Origin of the sequence: Tunturiibacter lichenicola, assembly GCF_051013355.1 — a bacterium.
GTDB lineage: Bacteria > Acidobacteriota > Terriglobia > Terriglobales > Acidobacteriaceae > Edaphobacter > Edaphobacter lichenicola_F.
The window spans coordinates 3970777-3991249 of record NZ_CP132944.1 but is presented as its reverse complement, the minus strand read 5'-3'; the positions used below and the strand labels follow the sequence as shown (position 1 = coordinate 3991249).

At 55.1% G+C, this 20473-nt stretch carries 3 protein-coding genes; 2 read left to right on the top strand and 1 reads right to left on the bottom strand.

Annotated features, from left to right (window positions below; all coding sequences use genetic code 11):
- Positions 1-948: 948 nt before the first annotated feature.
- Both RBB82_RS16735 and RBB82_RS16730 read left to right on the top strand, forming a co-directional pair.
- On the top strand, positions 949-8913 hold the full coding sequence (locus RBB82_RS16735; RefSeq protein ID WP_433971889.1) for a SpvB/TcaC N-terminal domain-containing protein: 7965 nt from the start codon (positions 949-951) through the stop codon (positions 8911-8913).
- A 333-nt stretch (positions 8914-9246) separates the two neighbouring features.
- Positions 9247-9456, top strand: a complete 210-nt coding sequence (locus RBB82_RS16730; RefSeq protein WP_433971888.1) for a hypothetical protein — start codon at positions 9247-9249, stop codon at positions 9454-9456.
- 140 nt (positions 9457-9596) lie between these two features.
- Here the strand turns inward: RBB82_RS16730 and RBB82_RS16725 are convergent, their stop codons facing one another.
- On the bottom strand, positions 9597-19895 hold the full coding sequence (locus RBB82_RS16725) for a neuraminidase-like domain-containing protein (protein ID WP_433971887.1): 10299 nt from the start codon (positions 19893-19895) through the stop codon (positions 9597-9599).
- Positions 19896-20473 lie beyond the last annotated feature (578 nt).

Here is a 20473-nt window from a genome sequence, read left to right as displayed (position 1 = left end):
CCGCCGGGCCCGCGGGACTGCGAGCCCATGAGCCCCTCGACAGTTAGAAGATATTTGGCGAAAAGAAATGCTGATCACGGCCACCAACTTACGGTCTTGGCCTGGCCTTTGAGAAGGCCTCGAATGAAATTCACTCCGCCGAATTCAACAGCAGGATGAAGGACTGCACTCAAAAGAGCGCCGAATTGCGGCCTTTTGAGAGAACCCAGGAGGCGGAGTGTACGGCTGAACGATAGGGCATTCTCAAAAGGAGCCTCTATCTTGAAGTTAGATAGGCAGCGCCCCCGAACACCAACCACGGCGGTATGCTGGTTCCTGCCTCCCGTGCGGTGCACACGAAATCCTTACTGTCATACGCCTTGTCGGCGCCCACAGTGATGCGGCGTGCACGGCCTTGTCGCCTCTCGTATCAGCCAGTGGCGGCTCAGACTGATTGCGTAGCCAGGCTGTCGCGTCGTTCTACGTTTCCGGCGACTGTCTCGCCCCTCAACCTGAGCAGACTGGCTTTCTGCTGGAAACGTGGCTTGCTTTGCACGAGCAACGCGACATCCTGGCAGCCGTAACTACTAGCAAATCGTCGTAAACTGGACCTTGGCAACGGACGCCAAATCCATATGCTCCCGAGCTGGGATAGACAAACTCGCGACGTCCATTGTGATAAACGACTCGTAGAGCTGCAGAGTGTGTTCGAGCTGTTCGTTTAAGAGTCGACCTTAGTTTTCCCAATGAGTTGGAAGCCAGCAGAACGTTCGGCGGCCACCGAATGGTTTATGGCAAAGAGCCGGAGAGACCAAACGAATCTCGTGTCTCGCTCCCCCAGTTCCAAGGACCGGAGAGTTGTCTGGTGAGCCAAATAGGTGTATTCTCACGCGAATGCTTTCCGCAAGCCAGCGCTGCTGGTAATGTGCAGAGTTCGTCTCCTAGCCTATTGCTCTGGAGCTGTTACCGGTGAACTATCCGAACAACTCAAACGATACCGCGACTAACCAGCCGAGTAGAGGAGCTTTTCTCCTCGCCCCCCCTCAAATCAATGTCCCGAAGGGCGGAGGCGCAATTCGCGGCATGGGGGAGAAATTCTCTGCCAATCCAGTGACAGGAACCGGATCGATTGTGGTTCCCATCTTTACCAGCCCAAGCCGCTCTGGTTTTACACCGCAATTATCGCTTTCCTACGATTCGGGTGCGGGAAACGGCCCGTTTGGATTGGGCTGGAATCTTTCGTTGCCGTCCATTCAACGCAAGACAGATAAAGGCTTGCCGCGGTACCGGGATAACACCGACTCCGACGTGTTCATCCTCTCCGGTGTGGAAGATCTGGTCCCTGTTCTGGATGCCAATGCAAATTGGAAGTCGCTGAGTGATGGTTCAGGCAGGCTCTTTGGATCCAAGCAGACGTACTCCATCCGGAAATACCGGCCTCGGATCGACCCTTTGTTCGCAAGAATAGAGCGATGGACCAATGATAGCGACCTGAGTGACATTTTCTGGCGCTCAATTTCCCGCGACAATGTCACGACTTGGTACGGGCGATCCGCAAACAGCCGGATCATGGAAAGCGGCTCACCCTATCGGATATTTGGCTGGCTAATTTCTGAAAGCTACGACGACAAAGGAAACGTGATCGTCTACTGCTATCAACAGGAAGACGAACAGCGGATTTTTGAGAACTCCCAAGGCAACGCCGTCGCGTTAACCAATGAAAGCAACCGGGCGCGCGGCAGCCGCACTGCCAACCGGTATTTGCAAAGGATCCTGTACGGCAATCGTGCGACCAATCGAGAAGCCAAAACTCTTCAAGCCACTGATCCAACACTCCTTCCTGCGAGCACCTGGATGTTTGAGTTAGTGTTCGATTATGGCCAGGGACGCTACGCTGAGGATCCACCCGATACCAAACAGCAGATATTTGCGCGCGCGCAAATCAATCCTCCCGCCGGAACATTCTGGGCCGCCCGGCAAGATCCATTCTCGACCTACCGCTCTTGTTTTGAAGTACGCACCTATCGTCTGTGCCGCCGGGCGCTCATGTTTCACCACTTTCCGCAAGAGCTGGGAGTCGCGGACTATCTGGTGCGATCGACTGAATTTAACTATTCGGAGAGCCCAATCGCGTCATTCATGACGGGCGTCAAGCAATCCGGGCATGTACTCCAACCCACCGCGAACCAGCGAAATCGTTATCTCAAGGAATCCCTGCCGTCGTTAACCTTCGAGTACAGCCAGGTTCTCGATCCGGCCCAACTCGCTCAACAACCGGTGCGCGATGTCGATCCGCAGAGCCTTGAAAATGTTCCTGGCGGGTTAGACGGAACACGCTATCAATGGCTCGATCTGGATGGCGAGGGCGCTTCCGGCATTCTCAGCGAGCAAGGCGGTGCATGGTTTTACAAAAGAAATCTGAGTCCCATCAACGGCCTTCCTGGCACGGTAAGTGCGGGGGTGCTGGCAAAATTTGGAGCGCAGGAAGTTCTCGCCAAGCAGCCCGCTCTCGTGACCGCAGGCGCACGCCAGCAATTCCTGGATCTCGCCGGTGATGGCCACCTCGATTTAGTGGACTTCAGGGGCGAAGCACCAGGATTCTACAAGCGCGAAGACCACAAAGGCTGGAAGCCATTCTCTCCTTTCCAGGTATTGCCAGTTCTCGATTGGAACAATCCCAATTTGAAGTTCATCGACCTTACCGGCAATGGCCACGCGGATATTTTGATCAGTGATGAGCAGGTTTTTCGCTGGCACGCCTCCTTGGCAGAAGCCGGATTTGGTCCGGAGGAGTCAGCTCCAAAACCGATGCACGAAGACCGGGGCCCTGCCGTGTTGTTCGCGGATGGCACGGAGTCCATCTTTCTTGCGGATTTCTCAGGAGACGGGCTAACGGATGTCGTGCGGGTCCGCAACGGTGAGGTTTGTTACTGGCCCAGCCTCGGTTATGGACGGTTTGGCCGAAAAGTGCAGATGGATAATGCGCCGTGGTTTGAGTCTCCGGATCAGTTCGACGGACGGCGCATTCGCCTGGCCGACGTGGACGGATCCGGCGTCACAGACATCATCTACCTAGACAGCACAGGCGTGCAGGTCTACTTCAATCACTCGGGTAACAGTTGGAGTGAGAAAAGGACGTTGAGCCAATTTCCTGCCGTAGACGATCTAGCTTCTGTCCATGCGCTCGATCTACTCGGCGTCGGAACGGCTTGTCTAGTCTGGTCCTCGCCGTTGCCGGGCAACGCGCAGCGCGCGATGCGCTACATCGACCTGATGGGCGGCCAAAAGCCGCACCTGCTCACCCGCATTCGCAACAATCTTGGGGCCGAGACGGAGGTTCGCTACGCGCCGTCCACAAAGTTTTATTTGCGGGACAAACTCGACGGCCGCATGCCATGGGTGACGCAATTACCGTTCCCAGTTCACTGCGTTGAACAAGTCAAGATTCGCGACGCGGTGAGCCACAACGTCTTCGTCACGCGGTACGCCTACCACCATGGATATTTTGATGGTCCGGAAAGAGAATTCCGCGGCTTTGGAATGATCGAGCAGTGGGACACGGAGCTCGATGCAAGTGCGGACACTTCGGGAGCGCTGAACCTCAGCAAGGCATCACGTGTCCCTCCCATTTTGACGAAGACCTGGTTTCACACCGGCGCTTACTTGGAGGGCGGGAAACTCTCCAGGCATTTTGAGCACGAGTACTACCAGGAATGGGCTTCCGGTGGAGGGTCGGGGAATTTCTCCGCTGCAGAACGCGAGTCCATGCTGCTTCCCGACACGCTCTGGCCTACGACGATTCTTCTGCCGGACAAGATCCTGAAAGGGTACAAACCAGCGCCGGAAGAAGCGCGGGAAATCGCGCGAGGGCTCAAGGGTTCCATGCTCCGGCAGGAAGTGTATGGTCTCGACGGAACAACTGCGCAGGACAGACCCTATCTCGTATCGGAAAAGAATTTCACCATTGAGATTCTTCAGCCCAAGGGAATGAACCCTCATGCCGTGGTGTTCTCACATGCGCGAGAAACTGTTGATTTCCACTACGAGCGCGAACTTTATCGTGTTGGGCCATATGATCTGGCCGATCCTCGCGTAAGTCACGACATGATTCTGTGTGTCGATGCTTACGGCAATGTGAAACAATCTGTCGCGATTGGTTATGGAAGAAGGCGGCCATCGACGAGCACGCAGTTGACCGGACCAGACCCAGACAACCAAAAACGTGCTCACGTTACCTTTACCGAGAATTCGTACACGACGCCTCTGCTTGACGACCCGGATGACTACCGGACGCCTTTGCGTTGTGAATCGTCTACGTACGAAATCCTGAAGATCATGCCAGCTCCCACGTCCTCAAACGTGACCAGCCTTCTGAAATTCAACACCGTGGCCAATGTCCTCGCACCGCTAAGCGACGGGCTGACTGACCTCCTGTATGAGGGTTGGAATATGGATGAGTCTACGCTGACAGGACCGCGGCGGCGGCCCATCGAAAGAGTCCGTCACCTCTATTACGACAATGATTTGTCGGGTCCTAAGGTGTTGGGACAAACGGACTCGCTCGGACTGCTCTATGAATCCTACAAGCTTGCCTTCACGTCTTCTCTTCTGAATCTGATTTACAAATCGAGAACAGAGAAATTCCTGCCAAGCCCAGCCTCCGTGCTCGGTCGGGAAGGTGGATATGCGCTGGGCGACGATTTCGTGACGACTGGCTGGTTTCCCCATTCCGACAAACCGGGTGAGTGGTGGATTCCCTCGGGGCAAAGACTGTATTCTGACTTGACGGAAACGCCGCTACCCGCGGGCAGGCCTCAACCGTTGGCCGGCGATCAAACTTCCGCTGTTACCCACTTCTTTATGCCGATGGCCGAGCGTGACCCATACGGATGGATCACACGCGTTACTTACGATGCCTACGATTTGCTGACCGTCGCGGTCAAGGACCCGATAGGGAATATGGTGCAGTCACAGAATGACTATCGAGTCCTGCAGGCTGCTATGATGACCGATCCTAACGGGAATCAGACCGCGTTTCGATTTGATGCGCTGGGCTTGGTTGCCGGGAGTGCGGTCGCGGGAAACCAGTCAAGGACGCCTACGCCGGGAGACTCCTTCAAAACGTTCAACCCGGATCTGACCGAGCAACAGATTTTGGATTTCTACGCCGATCCGATCGGCCAGGCTGCGGGTTTACTGGGCACAGCGACAACGCGCGTTGTTTACGATGTGAATGCATACGCTCGATGGGCAAACCATGCTGGTGCGGCCACGGGCCAGGTCCCGCCAAGTTTTGCCGCAACGCTCGTGCGGGAAACTCACGTCAGCGACCTCGGGCTCAATCCGGCCACAAAGATTCAAATCAATTTCAGTTACTCCGATGGGTTCGGACGCGAAATTCAGAAAAAGATTCCCGCCGAGGTAGGTCCCGTCGTCAGAAACGGGCCATCCATAGACCCGCGTTGGGTTGGCAGCGGTTGGACGATTTTCAACAACAAAGGAAAACCAGTCCAGCAATTCGAACCGTTCTTCTCCAATACGCATCAGTTTGAATTCGCAATTCGTGTAGGAGTGAGTACAACTCTTTTCTACGACCCGGTGGAGCGAGTTATCGGGAAACTGCACCCGAATCACACTTGGGAAAAGGTGAGATTTGGTCCTTGGTGGAAGGAAACCTCGGATGTCAATGACACGGACGGTCTTGATCCCAAAACCGACAACGTGCTCCGAGATTTTTTCACGCGTTTGCCTGACTCGGATTACCTGCCAACGTGGTACGAGCAACGCAGCGGTGGGGCCTTGGGAGCGGATGAACAAAGTGCAGCGCAAAAAACGGAAGCGCACCAGGGAACGCCTGCGGCCGAGCACTTCGATACGCTGGGCAGAACTTTCCTGACTGTGGCCCACAATCGGAAGGCCGTGGGGGGCGCGGACGAGTTCTTGTCCGCCCGAGTGACCTTGGACATCCAAGGAAATCAGCGCGAGATACGAGATGCGCACGTGGACGCGTCCAGCCCGATGGGACGCAGCACGATGCAATATGACTACGACATCGCCGGGAATCGCAGTCACCAGTTAAGTATGGAAGCCGGGGAGAAATGGGTATTGAACGATGTCACCGGCAAGACGATCAGGATTTGGGACAATCCAAAACAGCTGGGCGAACCGCGGCGTACCTTTCGAACCGAATATGACGCGTTGCGGCGAATGGTGCGTTCTTATGTCCTGGGGTTTGATCCCAAGAACCCGACGCGAGAGATTTTGTATCAACGGACCGTCTACGGCGATAGCCATCCGGATTCCAATGCGACCGGCGGTGCGCCCGCCGCGTTGACGCTTAATTTGAGGGGAAAACCATTCCTGGTCGCGGATACGGCTGGCATCCTGGTGAGCGAAGGGTACGACTTCAAAGGGAACCTGTTGAGCAGCACCCGCCGGTTTGCAACCAACTACAAGGATGCGCCGGACTGGAAAGCTGTGGAGATGGAGTTCGCGGCTGTGGTGCTGAATCTAACGAGCCTCGAAACTGCGTTGGCCAATACTTTGGAGACGCAGAATTACACAACCACGACATTCTACGACGCGTTGAATCGCTTTGTATCGATTCATACCCCGGACCAGAGCACAACGATTCCGCAATACAACGAGGCGAATCTGCTGGAGCGACTCTCCGTAAATTTGAGAGGATCCGCGGCGGCCACGCCCTTCGTGGCCAACATCGATTACAACTCCAAGGGGCAACGCGAACTGATCGAGTACGGCAACGGAACAAAAACGGAATACACCTACGACTATGAGACATCCCGGCTGACGCGTTTGGTGACCATCCGCGCCGCAGGTCTGAACGGCACCGCACAAGCGCTGTTCGCCGACGCGGCCACCTTGCAGGATCTTAGCTTTACGTATGATCCAATCGGAAATATCACACAGATTGCGGATGCGGCGATCCAGCGTGTGGTTTACAACGGGCAAATTGTTGACGGTGCCTGTGAGTACACTTATGACGCGATTTACCGGTTGCTTTCCGCGACGGGGCGCGAACACATCACTCAATCGGGATTCTTTTTCAACCCCTCAGATAGCAACTACCGCGATCATCCCTTCCTGGGATTTCGCGATCTCACCAATCTTCAAGCGCTGCGGAATTACACTGAGGGCTACGAATACGACGACGTGGGGAATTTTCTCAGTATGACCCACACTCCGATGGGTGGGAGCAGCTGGACAAGAACTTACCTGTATAAGGAAGGCAGCCTGATAGAGGCGGGCGTGAGAAGCAACCGGCTCAGCGGAGCGAGATTTGGCAGTGGCCCTAACCCCGCGCTAGAGAATTATGCATACGACGGGCACGGAAACATCGTTTCCATGCCGCACCTTTCGACCATGCAATGGGATTTCCTGGACCGCCTGAGCGGGACTTCGCGCCAGGTGACGAATCCCAATTCCCCGGGCAATACGGTCCCGGGAAGTACCTACTACGTTTACGATGGCACGGGTCAGCGCGTCCGAAAAGTGAACGAATCGCAGGGCGGAACGCGTCGAAACGAGCGCAGGTATCTTGGCGGCTTCGAGATTTACAGAGAATATACGGCGGGTGGCAATGTTGACCTTGAACGCCAATCTCTGGACGTGATGGACGACAAACAGCGCGTCGCGCTCGTGGAGACTCAGACAATCAACGCGGCAAAGGCTGTGAACAATCCCGTTGCTGCGCAGCGCTATCAACTTGGGAATCATCTGGGCTCTGTCTGCCTGGAACTCGACGATCGGGCACGTTTGATTTCCTACGAAGAATACACGCCGTACGGCAATCCATCCGTACAGGCTGGACGCAGCGCCGCCGAAGTCAGCCTCAAACGCTACCGATACACGGGCAAAGAGCGCGACGAAGAAACGGGGTTCGCTTATCACGGTGCGCGATATTACGCATGTTGGTTGGGAAGGTGGGCAAGTTGCGACCCCGTCGAATCGGAGAACCGATATATCTATAGCCTGTGCCGCCCGACCGGGCTCGTCGATTCATCGGGCGCCCTTCCGGCAGTCGGCCCCTACGATGAGGTTCGGGGTGACCACATTCATCAAGTAGCTTCGCGCACGAATCAACCTGGCGCCGAGCGGACGTCTGCCCCTCAATACCACGAAGCCTTGGCGGCGAGCACGAAAAGCAAACGCGCGCGTGCAGCGGACGAACGCGGTCAGAAAGTGGAGAGAGCCATAAACCAAGCTGCGTGGGGAAAAGACAACAGTAGAAGACCGGCCGGTCGAAAAGGCGTAGGAAAGGTTACTCTTGAAGCAATAGGAGACACTAGAACAGGTGTAACCAAATCAGCCACTCCTTCACAGTGGTTCGAGGACACAAAATCGTACTACAAGGAACTTGAAAAAGGAGCCTCACAGAAAGATGCTCTTAAGAACGTGGTGGACTCCAGAAAGCAATTACAAGAAGCGGGCGCAGTCCCCCAGCGTGTGCCGGACGCACCGAGAAATATTCCGTCAGACCTACGGAGAGGACAAAATCTCTCAGTCGAAATTGAAAGATATCTTACTTCTCCCCGAGTGGAACCCCCTACCGTTACAAACTCCAAAGTTGGACCGGTCGAACTACATAGCGGAATAGGCTTGGGCAAAGCAGACTATGCCCAAGTTGCTTTTGCGATGTTCGAACGTAAGCAGGATGAGATGGTTGCAGAGATTCAGAAGAAGCCCTACTACTCACTGTCGGATGAGGACCGGGAGTTCATGGATTATGCGGGATTTGAGCACAACTACAACACAAGCAAGTGGGAACAGGATCCACAATTTGAAAAGCCTATAGTCCGAGATGCCTTCATAATGGTTTTGACTGCAAAGAGAACCATGCGCTACACGGGTGATTGGTTACGATCCACGCTTGGGATTGCTGGCGGTACTCCTCTAATGCTCTCGGCTCACTAAGCAGGATAAATTGTGACAAAGAGCAGCTAGTTGTACAAGTTGGATCGCGACGACTTATTGGTCTAGGGAGCCTCTGCATCTCGAGGCGCGGGGCATCCGCATCAGCACCGGGACGATTGTGGATGCGACCATCGTGCACGCCCCCGTCCACGGTGCGCTCGACCTGTTGGGAAAAGACCCGGTCCAGTTTCCTCCGCGGGCAGGGCAGAAATCCAGGGCGCCTCGGACGGGATAAATTTTCAGAATCACGCGCTCGGAATTAGGTGCAGGCCACTTTGCGGGAGGACGTCAATGCAAATAACCGACAGGCTACGTCAGGAAATATGTGAATGGATGATCTCGGCTGGACGGCAGTGTCCGAAGTGCCAAGCCTCGCCAGACCTCATCGAGGTGACAGAAGTCGATGACGACGCACTGCATCCGTTTGCTGCTGGCCCGCACGGGATCGACACTTCCAACACCTGCCACATGGCAAAACTACGCTGCACCAAATGCAGTTTCGACGGAATGATACTCGTTCTGGAAGACGTCGGGCTGAGTTGAGATCCGTGACCGGAGCCGGAATCAACTCGTCGACTCGACCGGCAACCTGATGGCATCGCGCGATGGTCATGACTCATGACTCTGTATGCCACCGGCAGCAACCGACCGCTTCCATTCACGACCCCTTATGACCCATCAGCTCAGGCGATCGCGTACTTGCTTAAAAGGAAGATGTCCTCGATGAAATCCTTTGGTACGGTAACGCCCGCGCCAAGCCATAAACCCAAGGTCCAGTTGTTGTCCGGCCCGGCGTTCGCGTCCTTGCTGCCGATCCAAAGTGTCCCCGCCAATTGGGACGACTGCAGATTGGGATTGGGAGTAGGAATGGGGTTGGTGGTGACGGGAGCAACGGCATTTGTCCCTGATGCGAACGTCCATTGGAGTTTCGATGGATCGTTTTTCGCCAGATATGCATCACTGAAGTTCAGGATGACATCGATCGAAGTTAAAGTGATGTTTCGGGTTCGAAATACGAACGGGAATCGTTCCTTGGCCAGTGGAAAAGTGATCGCCTTGGGGGCTCCGGCAGCATCGGTCGTTGCGAGGGCTTGCGAGAATTGGTACCAGGCGTCGGGAAATTCCTGGCGCGCACTGAAGAGACGAAAAGCACCCGTATTCTGCGAATCGCTGACGGCCGCGTTGATTGCTTTTTGCAGTTCAGCGGCAGCGGCAGCCCGGAGGGATTCGCCGCCATCCCTTGCGGTATAACGCATATGAAGGATGACATCGGAAATCGTGTTGTAGTCAAACTGCCTTAAATCTGCAGGAAGGTGCAGGCGCCATTCGCTTACTGCCCCCATGCCCTCAAACGGCAGGAAGCGCTCGTCCCGCAGATTGGCTTCAAACAGACCGGCATCGTTCTGGCCACTGCTGGTGACGATCGACTCCGTTCCGGCGGGTATGTCAATAAATCGCGTGTCGTCGGTGGATGAGCGTGCATACGCAGCAGAGCCGGAATTCACTTGACTGACGCGACGCAGCGTGCTCTTGAGAAGAGTCAAGGTGCAGGGAACACTGGTGTAGGGGCCGGTAACACACGGAATTGTTAGACCCACGGATTTGATGCGGCGCAGGTAATGGCCGGCGAAATCCAAATCAAAGGCTGACTCGGGAATATTTACAGTGCACTCGCCGGTTTCTTTCAGTTGGAGCAGCGCGTAGGGATCGAGAGAGAGGATCGAGACGTGTTTCAGAATCTCGTATTCCCTGCGATTCTGGTCCATGTAGGCGGAGTCCATCCGCTTTAGGTCGTAGGCAAGACGCTCTCCAGCGAGCAGGCCTTTCTTGAGGCTGTCCCAGTAGCCGAATTGAATGAAGTTTGAATCCTCCAGGCCAAGTTCGTGTCGGTAACACTGCTCAGCGCGTTTGGCGAGTGAGTAGGCGAGTTGGTAGCTTTGGAAGTAGGTGCCGGCGAGCTGGCCGATCATCCAAACGTAGAGATCCTGGTTGGTGTATTTCTCGCGCAAGAAGGTATCCACGTCATTGGCGTTGTCGATCTGTAAGTTCTGGGCATCGAGGTCTGCCTGGGCAATAGCCTGACGCACGGTTGCGGCCGCAACTTGCGTGGTGAACTGCGTTACTTCGGCGGTGGCTAGATTCAACTGAAATTGCCATTCTTCGGATCGTCGCTCGTGACCGCCAACGATTCCGCTCATACTGGCGATAGAGTTCATCATCGAGACCATGGAGCCCATGTAGGAACTGACTGTGCGAAGGGCATTCCCTAGTTGCGAACCTCCAAACGATGCGCCGTCGGTCGTAATTGCGCCGATCTTTATGTCTGGAACCAAGCTGAGAATTCCTCCAAGGAGTTCGACTGTGGTTTGATCTTGCTGGGTTGATAGGGCCTGGCCCATTAGGTCTAGTTGCTGGGATTCGTTGGCGTTGAGCTTGAGTGAGTTCTTGCCCAACTGCCCTTGTGAAGGAGGAGTCGGGCCGGGCGAGGTCGCACCAGCCTGCACGAGGCCTTGATAGTAGGTCTTGCGAACTTGGACGACCGCAAGGCTTTGTTGTGCGGCCGTCAGGTTGTTCGTCGCTTCCGCAAGTTGTTGTTCCTTGACCGCTTTCATCGCCGTGAGCGCTTGTATGTCGTGCTGCGAGCGCAAAGCAGCCAAGGACTCCGCGTCGCGCTTTTCGAGGGCGGAAAGCAACGCGCCGCCGAGGGACTTCACCTCGTTGCACATCTCCATTGCCTTTTGCAGAAGGACATTGAAGCGGTAGTAAGGGAGGGGCGCGTTCAGGTCACTCAGCACACTACTCAGGTCTGCCCCCGCAGCGACCGCACGCACGAGAATCGCCGGGTCGATGGGAGGCTGGAATAGAGGCAGATCACGAACAATACCTTCAATGTTCATGCAATTGCGCAATTTGAAGAGCCTGTCCGCGACGCGATCCCAATAGCCAAGGAGAACATCGTTTCCTGACAAACAGAAATAGGGCAACTGGACTGGAGGATTTGAGGTTCCGGTAGAAGGGCCGGAAGGAAAAACAAACGATTCAATGGCCACCATGGCATTGGAGAACGGGTCGAATGACACTCCAGAGGCGGTAATGGAATCATAGGTGGAAACCTCGGAGGTGGCGCGAGCAGGTCGCCGCTCCGGACGTTTGCCCAGGATTTGCGCAGCGAGGATATAGATTTGAGTGGCCTCCGCGTCGGTCTCGCGGGTGTCGCTGGTGAAGAGCATGTCGCCCCAATCAAGCAGATTCCCGATGTACTTCATCACCACTGACTTCATGTACGCGAGCGGACGATGGCGTGCGATGAGATGAGGATTGAAAGGATCCGCCGTCCAAGCGTCCACCTCAATGTCTAATTCCGCGGCGTCGTTCAATAGATCCTGCAGAGTCTGTGGCGGGTCAGCAAGCAGATCGCGGAACGGCTTGAACTTCCAAAAGCTGGCTGCCCGGTTGGAAACGCCCGTGGTCGGCGTGCCGGAAGCGGTCGGATCGAAGATGTAATTGAACCACTCCTGGGCCTCTTCGAAACGCTGATTTGTGCTTAAACGTACTGCAATCTCGAACGGAATGTGGAAGAAGACTTCCCAGTTGTAAATGGAATAGGCGCCCTGAGGAGAAAAGTCCACAATTTCCCGCGGCAGATGCTGAACGTCGAGCAAGCTGCCGGGCGCCACGTACAAACCGTAGCGTAAGTAGAAAGTTCTGCCGATGGCAACTGTCTGGGTCAACGAGATGGCATCCGAGAGCTGTTGTGTTTCGAGAGTCAGCAATCCATCGAGACCCCTAGCATAAAGGACACTGAGAAAATTGCAGACATACGGGTGATAAAAGTCGACAAATTGAATCTTGACTGCGTTGGCTGCCTGCCTGATGTAGTAGGTGCAGACATCGTCTTGAAAGAATTGATCGTTAGCAAATTCAGCCGACTCGGTATTCGGCAACAGCAGACTGAACGGCGCGGGTGTCTTGGTGAAGATTGGTAAACTCTGATCCAGCGAAAGATAGAGCGGAGGGGAGAGGCTGTTCCGGTTTGAATCGAGCATCATTCCGTCGATATATGTATCGTAGGCGCCGCTGAAAAGTTGGTTGCCATCGAACGGGGTGGTCACCAACTGCTCCCCACACGTCAAGGAGAAGAAGCCGATCAGTACCAGTTCCTGCACGGTTGCCTGAGCCGGTTGGGACTGTGGCGTACCCGATAGCAACAAGTAGCGCGAATAGATGTTTCCTAACGCAACCTGTTGCGTTAGATCCGCCGGTGAAATAGCTGCAAGCGAGTTAGGATCATAATCCGAACTTGGTGGCGTCACCGCGAAAACGTAGTCATCTGGACTAACAGCGTTGAAGATAATCAGGCCATTCACGTCTGTGTAGGCGGAAAATGTGTGGATCGGATAGTCATACCAATTACCTTGAGCATCGACTCCTTGTGAGTGATCCACGCTATTAAACGTCACGTAGGCTGATGGGATCGGCTGATAGCCATTCGCAGCGTCGACCACGTGGACTTCAACGTTACTCGGCGTTTTCGGGTCCGGCCATGGAGTCATACCATCCACGGGTTGCTGGTAAGTTATAGGCGCCGGCCCCGTGATTATGTTCTCTGCCGCGAAACAATTAATGGTGAAGTTGTCGGGAGTGCCAATTCGACGAAATGTGAAAGCCTCTTTGAGCGCAACGCCGTCAATCTTGGGGCAGCTCAGAGGAGGAGTGTCCGATGACAGCTTTTTCGCACTCCAACGGCCGTCGCGGTAGGAACTCGCGGCGAGCTGGACCTCCCAAAGAGATGGTTGCGGCGTGAGATCGCTGGAACTCAGAGGCTGGGAAGAGTTACTAGGCGCCGTCTGTTCCTTGAAGATGGGCCAAAAAGCATAGAGACGCCGATTTGTCACACCTAGAATCAGATGGTCGCCGTTGATGTCGACATCCATCTTTTCCCATGGACTCCACAGGGAGTTTTCCAGTTTGCGGTAATAGTAGAAGTTGGGGCTTGCCATCGTGCGGCCAACCACGTGCAACTGATCAATGGCACCATCCAACCCATTTTGCGGCGTAGCCGCTTCCATTTCGTGGTAAATCGCAATGATCTCGAGGCGTCCGATCTGATGAAGTTTGTCCAGGTAATGGGCGAAGGCGGCCTCAGCAGAATCGGAAGTGATATTGTCCTGAAGTAATTCGCTCTCCAGGTCCTTGAAGAACGGCGTTTTGTCGTCGCGGAGTTCAGGCTGGATCCAGTTTTCCGGGTATAGGAAGACTTCGCGATTTGCCTCCCATACCCGGTAGTACTTTCGCCATTCATTCCATTCGATCGCCTGATCCGGGTCGATGGAAACGCGCGATTCCAGGTTCAAGAGGCAGCGTTGCACGAAGAGTTGTGCGGAAGCAGTGGCCTGCACCAGACGGGACGTTTTCATGCACGTTCCCATGTCTACGTCGATGAGATAGTAGCCGTACAGTCCGTCATCATCGCTCCAAATCGGGCGGCCTGCCGCATCCTTCTGGGGATTCGCGATGAGGTACGCGACCAAGGCATTCCGCTGCTTGTCTCGCAGAGCGTCGTTCAACGGCTTGGCGCGCTGCAGCCAGTCCGCTTCGTTGTATTTGCTTCTGGCGGCGGATTTGGCGCTAATGGCGTCGGTCACTTTGAGCTTTGTCACGCACCACTGCATGCATTGTTTTGCAGAAGCCCCCAAGCGCTTTATCTTCGCGAAGCAATTCACGAGGCGATGCAAGGCGCGTTCGTTCTGATAAGAAGAGAGCGTGCTAAAGGATAATCCTTGAGTCCCGGTCAGAAACGTCAAGTCATCGGCGTTCCACTCGAGATTGTCCACAAGAAGCTCTCTTATCGGAGATGTGGGATCAGCTGGGGCTGCCGTCGCATACGCAATCGCGAAGATCTCCGAAAGAAGGGTCTCACCGTCCGGCAGCGCATCACGCAATGCAGCGAGAGCTACCGTGTGTCTCCACGCGTCGAAGGACGCCGTAGCCGCGCCGGCCTGCAGGGGGAGCGAGTTCAAGTCCAACCATCCGGCAGTGGCCCCATGATCGAAGAGCCAACCGAGTTGAACAAAAGTCTGCTTCAACCTGGAAACCACCATCGCAGCTTTTTGAACACGGGTGTATGTCAGGAACTGAGCGGGGAAATTGTCCCACGACGTAGTCGAATTCGGGTTACTTTCCGAGAAGGCCGGGTCGAGCCAGACCCTCAGGCAAGGTACCGGGGCGGTGGGATTGAGTGGATCCAACTGCGCAGTGAGCCAGGTGGAGAGCAAGGATTCCGCCGAGCGCGAGTCCAACTGGAAGGCTGTCGCCGTGGATTGGACGACGAGATCGGTGCTGAGCTTTTGTTTCAAGTAAGGGAGAAGTTTTTGCAGAACGATGCCGAACCGATCAGCTGGTTGTGTGTTTCCATCAAACAGCGCAGAAATGTCCGGTCCAAAGGGCGGTGGAGCTCCAGCTGCGAAGCCGTTGAGAAAAGCATCGCCCAGCGCGGGCACAATTGTTACGGGCTTTTGGAAGAGAGTGTTGACCGCCGCCAGGTAGCCGACATCCCCGGAAAGCAAATTCAGGATCGACTGATCCTGTGCCGACATCACGCCGACGTAATGCAACTCCATCGTCCCGCCGGCGGATTCTGTGTAGGCCCTTGCTCCGAGGGAGGCCGGAAAAACAATGGACAGGGGGGTTGGCAGATCCAGCGAAAAGTCGATGACGCTGAAAGTTCTCATGTTGCGCGCAATGAACTTGCGCGGGGCATCGAACAGCGCCTGGACAAAGCCGGTAAATTCCGCGGTGGCGCCATTGGCATTCGCAAGAGCGGCTCTCCGCTTTGCGGTCATAGGACCGACAAAGCTGAGAGTCAGCGCCGCAGCGTCGTAGTTGAGGTCGCCGTCGAGGCCATCCTGCAAATCCAGAAGTTGATTGACACCCGTCGTAAGGGCCACCAAGTTTGCGGCTGTGGCTATGGAGATCAACTGGGTTCGTTCCGGCGCGGTCAAGAAGCGCGTGGCGGTCAATTTCGGAGTCGTCGCGTCGTAGCTCACGGCGCTATTCAGAGGACTGGGAATCGAAAATCCCGCAGGCAAAGCTCCTGTGAGAGTTACAGTAAAAGTCTCTGAGGCGTTGGGGATGGAAAATCCGGCGGCCAACGGATTCGTTAACTTGACCTGATAAGTAAGCGTACCTTTTAGAGTCGTCACGATTTGCGTGGTCAAGTCGCTATCCCAATTCAGGAGAGCCAGCTTGGAGCGTGTTAGATCGCCGTTTGGGTCGGACGTAGCGTTCAGAAGATCGCTCGGGTCGTTGCGGAATGTATTGTCTTTCGCAATTTGAAGCAGACCAGCGCGGAGTGTCTCCAGAAAGAGGGCGACGGTTTGGTCATTTGACGCTGCCGGCGAAGAAGGAAGAAATTCGTGGCGCAGAAGGTAATCCAGATCGGCGATGGTGAAACTCGTGGAGCGAATCGTCGATACGCGGTAAGCAAAACGGATAGTATCCAGAGAGCTTCCGAACACCGAAGGTTGCGCGGTCAAGCGCCAAACCGTAATGGAATCAGGAATTGAGAGCTGCAGGGCTCGGGCGAAAGAACTCACGCGGTAGAGAAAAGAGAGAGACGATAGCGTCATCGAGCCGAGATTGACCGTGACACCGCCCGGCAGCGGGGACATCGCGTTGATTTCGGCAGGTGTCAGGGCGAGCAAAAGCGCCAGATCGTTCGAACCGATGTTGAGCGCAGCCATCACACGGTCCGCATGTTGCAGGATGGGATCTGCGGCCCCTGACGAAATGTAGTTAAGTTCTGTACGGTCTGCGTTCAGTTCGAAATAGTCCACCGGGGGAGCCGTCTGGCCCTGTGTCGAGGCGAAGACGTCGACTGCCGAGGTGGTTACGGTTTTCGTGCGGAAGATGGAGTCGTAGACGGAGGGAACGAGAGACTGAGTTTCGGTGGTGTGATCGAGGTAGAGATTGGTGTCAAGAGTTGCGGACCACCATGCGAAAACATTCTGGGTAGGAATGTCGAGTTTTGCGCCCAGTCGATTTGCGTGGGAAAGACAAAGGAGAGTTGAAAGTCCGTGGGCCGGCGTATCCAAAGGCGGATCGACTGGAATCGCTGTCAATGCGCGATCCAGATCGCGGAAAATCCAGCCCAGTTTGCGAGACTGCCGGATGAACCTGTGGATATTCTTCAGAATGGCTGGCGTGAGTCCGTTGATGAGCAGTTTATGCGGATCGCAGGTTGTCTGATCGTTCGGATCAGAAGAGACCAGAGTCAGCGTGCGGATTACGCGGCCTTGCGCATCACGCTTGGGCTTGGGAGGGATGGTTGTGGTATCAAGGACAACGGGATTGACGAACCAGGTTTCGAGGAGTTCGAGAAGATCGATATAGCTTAGGACAGATTGAGCGAGGAAGATATCCACGCGCTGCAAAACAGAATCCCAGCTGCCAATGATGGGCGTGGCGCCTCCCGATGGATCCGGCACAGAAGCAATCTGAATTAAGCCCCAAAAATCGAAGATGCGCTCGGGGCCTCCGAGGGTGATTGGTTTGTTAGGGTCTTGGGTGAGAGCTCCGGTGCAAATGTCGGCTTCTATCTGAGAGAGACCCAGGTATTCGTTGACGATCGCCGGACTGGCAATTGCGGAATCGAAGTCGCCGTTGAAAAACGATTCCATCAATTGCGGGCGCGGAACACCAAGATGATTGAGGTAAACGCGCACCATTTCGAGCCATAGGTCGAATGGCAGGGTTGCGGGATAAACGGTCTGGGAGAGGAATTTGTCGTAGGCTAGGGGCGTCAGGTGTTCCGCATTGGCGGCGAGTTCGGGTTCTTTCCAGCCGGTCTGTGGCCACGCTGAGATGGTGATCTTTATGTCGAGGGCGGGAGGAAACGACGTGTGACTCCCTTGACTGGTGAGCGTGAATCGCCAGCCAGCGTCGCGCAGGTCCCATCGACGGCCAGGCTTGATCACTTCGACCTCGGCCGAGTCGCTCAGCGGGTAGAACTTTGCAAGCAGTTCTTGGCGTAGAGGATCCGGAATCTGCCCCTGATTTAAAAGTGTAATGACTCTGGAGCGGCGGCCAACAGACATTTCCCAACTGCGGCTGACCAGGGCCTGTTCGAGGATTTCGTTTACGAGATCGATGTAGGAAAGCTCGGTGTCGGCGTTATCGCATGTCAATTCGACTTGCGCGATATCGGGCCGCCTCCCAAGAAGAACGTCCAGCGGTGTCAGGCCGGAGAGAGTTGTTCCTTTCTTAAGCCAATTCAGAATGTCCACCAGATACGCGGATGGGCCGTATAACGAATTGCACTCCGTACATTCGCAGATGTCGATGGAGCCGAAAATGGAGCGCCAGTCCGGGGGCACGTCGATGGAAGCGGTATCGGCCAAGGTCGCCCCCGTCAGTACATAAGGAAGAGGGAGGCGCAGAATGGGGTGGTTATCGACGAAGGCGAGAAGCGAGGTGTTGTAGACCTTCAAACCGCGATCGCAAATCTGCTCGATCTGTGTCGGGCCAAAGGTGTTCCCATACTTTTCTTGAAGAAAAGGCTTGCCAGCAGAGACGACGGCGTGGGCGCTTGCGTAGCCGTCTTTGATCAGAGTGGCTGTCTGACTCGCGTTAGAAGTCAGCTTTGAAATGCGGTCTATGTTGGATAGAAGAATCGTAGTTCCGGCCTGATCCTCCACGCTGGTCCAGTTCACGGTCTTGCCGTTCAAATATGAGCTCAACGGATTCGTGGCCTCGCCAAATTCGATGGTGGAGTTGTTGGTGATAAACGTGGCGAGGTCCGTTTTCTGTTTGTCGTCGAACCCGAACAGTCCTTGCTGGATGCGGCTGGAAATGACAGCAGTGGGATAGTTGAACTCGAACGCGTTCGCGACGTTCGTGGCGTACGTTGTGATGCGCTCGCGCAAAGTTGTGCCAGTAACGCCGGGCGGTGGACCAACGGCCTTCACTACCGCTTTCCAGGCTTGTAAATCATAAGAAGCGAGGCCGGCAACAGTCTTGAGTGCCGGATCGGATTGCATTCTCTGCTGGAGATCATTGACCAAGGGAACGTAGCCACCTGTAACGCTTCCCAAAACTGTCGTGGTGCGGACCTGCGTGGTTTCCGCGTCTGTCAGGCCGGCGGACTTTTGCGCCCGTTGCCAGAAATCATCGCCCGTGTCAGTACGACTCACCCATGCCGCAGCGAAATTCTTTTGCTTTTCGGGCGAGAGCGAAGTAAGCGCCAGAAGGTCACCCAAAGTCGCCGGCTGCTTCTCGGCCCCAGGTTTCAACTCGTTTTCTGCAGCGAGTTTCTGAAGAATGGAAAGATACGCTTGGATTTCCTTGCCGGTGAACGTGCGAATCAGATTCTGAGAGATCGAACTTTGGATGGCTGCAAGCAGTGTCTTCTGGCTGCTCTTGCTGAGCGCGGGCAAATCGGTAGGCAATGCTTGTCGGTATAAGCCGTAGAAGATTTCGGCCGGAATGCCGTCTACCGACTTAGCTGCCCTATTAGCGCTGGCGATCCAGGCAATGCGCTTGGCATCTTCGTTGGTGTCACCCGCCAAAAACTGGATGTCGGCCGATGTCAAATCATTGAGCGCAATTCCCTGGAGGTCGGGAGTGATGGCAGCAACGAGCTTTTCGTATTCCGTCGGACCTGCAAAGCTCACTGGCAAGGTAACGTCGATGACTTCTTCCGCGGATGCGTTGAAGAGAATTTGCGACGTCGCGATTTCACGGCCTTCCGGGTCGCACACGCTGATGCGGAGATCGGCGCTGCCGGCTTCGGCACGAACGTATTTCTCGGCAGAGTAGGAAATTTGATACCTTCCCGCGTGGTCTGTTTTCGTCTCGTTGCCCAAGAGCTGTTCGCTGCGCATATCCTTGTCGTATGCGCGGATGAGCATCCCGGATGCGCCTGCGCCCCTCCTGTAGCTGACTGTTCCGCGAACCAAATAATCTTTGCCGGTAATTGTGGCCATTTTGGAGCCTCACTTTCCTCCGACGAATCTCGATTGCTGGAACGATGAGATGGACTTGCACATCGCCTGAACTTTTGGAAGGCAATATTCCCTCGGAGCTGCCACTACACAGAAACTGGACTGCCCGATGATTTGTGCCAGCGAGACAGTTAGTTTGACGCGGCAATAGCGGTATCAAGCATGTAGGCGTCACGCCACGTCATCGTGTCCTTTGTCTTCGGATCTTCAGCCCTGGTGACCACCTCTTGAGCTCATTCTTTTGCCTCATCATCCTTGCAAATAGTTCTGAGATTTTGAACTCGCCAATAAGGTGACTAAATAGGCCTTCCCGTCGTTCGGCAAGTTCCCGTGTGAACCCCGCTCCTTCAACTCCTCGAACTTTGCTGCTGGACTATTGCCGCTCTTCGAAAGAAGCTGCACAGATCTGGCGCGCGTTCCTGGCGAAACCTCAGGCATAGTCGAAGAGCATATACCCTGATGTCAAATCGCAGACAGAAACAGATGCGCACTCCGGTGTTTGAAATTCTATCGCTCTGTCAATCGACGCGCGCTAGGCTGTAAAGCGATCCCTCAGCATC